This window comes from Mesorhizobium sp. M7A.F.Ca.US.006.04.2.1, from assembly GCF_004022915.1.
GTDB lineage: Bacteria > Pseudomonadota > Alphaproteobacteria > Rhizobiales > Rhizobiaceae > Mesorhizobium > Mesorhizobium ciceri.
In genome coordinates, this window is record NZ_RZQA01000747.1 from 1 (window position 1) to 3,235 (window position 3,235).

At 63.3% G+C, this 3,235-nt stretch carries 4 protein-coding genes; 2 read left to right on the forward strand and 2 right to left on the reverse strand.

Translation table 11 applies throughout. From position 1 onward, the window contains the following. Positions 1-610: alpha/beta fold hydrolase (locus EN925_RS29280; protein WP_128337115.1), on the reverse strand; the 610-nt coding region annotated here is incomplete at its 3' end. 101 nt (positions 611-711) lie between these two features. On the opposite strand from EN925_RS29280, the gene EN925_RS29285 reads away from it, so the two are divergent. Then, positions 712-1,677: a LysR family transcriptional regulator gene (locus EN925_RS29285; RefSeq protein ID WP_013530130.1), complete on the forward strand. Its 966-nt coding sequence runs from the start codon at positions 712-714 to the stop codon at positions 1,675-1,677. On the opposite strand, the gene EN925_RS29290 is transcribed toward EN925_RS29285, so the two are convergent. Further along, positions 1,640-2,344 (reverse strand): DUF4336 domain-containing protein, encoded by a 705-nt coding sequence (locus EN925_RS29290; RefSeq protein WP_024504113.1) that lies wholly within the window; start codon positions 2,342-2,344, stop codon positions 1,640-1,642. The two genes, EN925_RS29285 and EN925_RS29290, sit on opposite strands and share 38 nt — an antisense overlap. A gap of 136 nt (positions 2,345-2,480) precedes the next feature. Here EN925_RS29290 and EN925_RS29295 point away from each other — a divergent pair, with 136 nt between their 5' ends. Further along, entirely contained in the window at positions 2,481-3,053 is a 573-nt protein-coding gene (locus EN925_RS29295; RefSeq protein ID WP_013530128.1) for a TetR/AcrR family transcriptional regulator, read from the forward strand. Positions 3,054-3,235 lie beyond the last annotated feature (182 nt).

Sequence of the window (3,235 nt, forward strand, 5' to 3'; positions counted from 1 at the left end):
GTGCCACGGTGCGGCGAAGGTCCGCGTCGCGAACCGCCGCGAACAGACCCGCCAGGCCCTGCCGGTCGATAGCCAGCAGCATGGCGCGAAAGTCTTCGACCACAGGCTCGTTGGCGGCAACCAGCGACGCGGGGAACCAGTTGCTCAGGAACGTCTCAGCGGTTTCCGACATGTCCGGCGCCTGGCGCACCGCAGCGATCCGCTCGTCGAAATAGCTTGCCGGCGCCAGATGGGACGAGGTGTTGCTCAGGATCAGCCGGTCGATCCGCTCGGGCGCGTGGATGCCGAGCCACTGCGCGACGAACCCGCCGAGCGACAGGCCAAGGAAATGTACACGTTGCAGGCCGAGCGCATCGAGCAACTCGATGACGTCGCGGCCAAGCCGGTCCAGCGAATAGGCGCCGACCGGAACGCTCGATCCGCCATGGCCGCGAAAATCGTAGCGCAGGACACGAAAATGCTTCGCCAATTCGCCGACCTGCCCATCCCACATGTGCAGCGTGGTGCCGATGGAATTCGACAGCACCAGCACCGGCTTGCTTGCGTCGCCGTCGAAGCGGTAGGCGATGCGCGTGCCGTCGCCCGTTGTGACGAAATTCAGCTCATTCATGATGAAGATTCCTTCTGGAACGTTGAACGAGACAGAGCCTAGCCGTGGAGCGATTTTGTTGATATTACAAAGACAAGACAAGCTCTGTAACAAAAACTGACATGGCCGAATTCACCCTGCACGATCTGCAATGCTTCGATGCGGTGGTCCGCACCGGCGGTTTTCAGCCTGCGGCGGCCATGCTGTATCGCTCGCACCCCGCGGTGTTCGCCGCCGTCGCCAAGCTGGAGCGACAGCTCGGCCTCGTCCTTTTGGATCGCAGCGGCTATCGCGTGCGTCCGACCGAGGCCGGGCTGTCGTTCCACCGCCGAGCGCTATCGCTGCTGCGCGAGATGGACGGTTTGCGCGTCCATGCCGCCCAGTTGGCGATGGGTGAGGAAAGCGAGATCCATGTGGTGATCGGCGACCTGTGCCCGCGCCCGCAGGTGCTGGGCATGCTCGGGCGATTCTTCGCACAGTTGCCCGGCACGCGCCTGCATCTGCATTTCGAAGCGGTGGGCGGCCCATGGGAGCGTCTCTTCGACGACGAAGCCGACCTGATCCTGCACTGGGTCGACAAGGGCGATGCGCGGGTGGAATGGGTCGATTTGTGCAAGGTGTCCTTCATTCCCGTGGTGGCGCCGGGCTTTCTGCCTCAGCGTATCGAGCAGCCGATCACCCCGGACCAGATGCAGGCACTCACCCAATGCGTCATGCGCGACAGCGCCCGCCATTCGCCACAACAAAACTATTCGCTGATCGAAGGCGCGCCGCAATGCCTCGTCGCCGACCAGGGCATGAAGAAGGAGATCATCCTGCAGGGCCTTGGCTGGGGCCACCTGCCCCGCTTCCTGATCGAGGAAGAACTGCAGGACGGACGCCTGCACTCCATTGCCGGCCGTCATCTGCCGGGCCGCACCGACGAACTGGTGGTGGCGCGCCGCCGCGACCGGCCGCATGGGCCGATCGCGAACCGGCTGTGGGATCATATCCAGCAGGAAGCGCCGGCATTGCGCCGTGTGCTCGAAGCGCCGAAATCCGCCGAGGAAGTCAGCGGCCAACCAGCCAGCGAAAAGCGCGACGGATGAACGTTTGAGCGTCCTCCGTCACTGGTTCGCCGTGCGCCATCAGCACTCTTTCGGCCGGCCATGCCAGTATGCGTTGAAGAGCGGCACGCGCGGCGCGCCGGTCGGTAAAGCCGGCGCGGAATTTTCGCGGCACTGAGGGCTCTGCGGCCACCATCAGATCCAGCCGGGCTACGAGCGCCCGCCAGCCCTTGAACCATCCGGCGTGGAAATGCTGGATCAGATCGGTGAACAACACTGTCCTGCTTGCGCGGTGGAAGAAGACAATCTCGGTGGTGATCCTGTTGCCGCGCACGACGACCTGGTCGAGATCGTCCGCCCAGTCGGCGGCAGGCGTATCGCCGAGTTCGCCGCAGAAGAGGATATCTCGGCGCTTTTCCCGCAGGCCGGGTGGCGCATAGACCTTGGCATCGGGATAGCCGCGCTGCCAGTCAGCGAGAAACACGTGGTGAAGCGAATTGGGCGGGATCAGGAAGCGCACCACGCCCAGAGCGTCCACATCGGCGCGCAGCTCGTTCGTGAGCTCTACCGGTGACCAGATGAACAAACCGCCCCCGGACAATCCGATAACGGCCATACGCGTGGGATAGTGAAAGCCGGCGGCCGCCGTGACGATCGGACCATCCGCAATCCAGATCCCAAGGCCGAATTCCTTGAGACTACCAGCCATTTGCACATTGCTTCCCATAGAGCCGCTTGAATTCCGATGCGCCACGGTCGACCCTTCGCGGGATTGGCGGCTGCCGCAATGCGGCGGTCACGCAGCAAAAGTTTACATATGTGTAAATTTACACTAGGGTATAAAAATGACAACCCCAAAGCGGACCGAACGGTCGCGAAGCCTCATCCTCGATGCCGCCGACCTGGCGTTTCGGGAGATGGGGTTTGCCAACACCTCGGTCGAGGAGATCGCGACGCGCGCCGGCTTGACCCGCAAAACGGTCTACAATCTGTTCAGTTCGAAAGAAGAAATCGCGTTGCGGCTCATCGCCCGCGTGGAGGCGGGCGATGCCGCCTACCGCGCCCGCATGGCGGCGAACGAAGATGTATTCGTCATGCTCGAGACAGTCTTTCTCGACAGCGCCGGCTGGTGCCTGGCCAATCCCTCGCTTGCCAGGCTGGCTCTTGCCCCCGCCGAGCGTCCGTCCCTGCAGCCGCCGCCCGACCGGCCCTCATTCCAGCGCCTGGTCCGGGACCTTCTGGTGCTCGGCCAACGGCAAGGTGTCATTCGCAGGGATGACGATGCCAATTTCATGGCGCTGGTCCTGCTTGGAATATACGGCCAGGCGATGCTTTCGGCGCTTTCGGCCGGGTCATTCAGCGAGGACGAGATCAGGCACCTCATCCGCATCGTCGTTGAAGGGATCGGCAAACGCTAACTACGCGAACCACTTGTCCGCCGATCTCCAAAGCGCCGCAGGAGTGCTCCCGGCCTTCGCTTCATTGGCTGCTCTTCGGAGCCTTGGCGTCCTTTGAACGCTCCGCGATAGCGGGGCCGGCCCCGGACGTCTTTTCGGTTGCGGCGCTCGGCGTGACTTGTCTTGGCGGGGTTTTTCCCCCC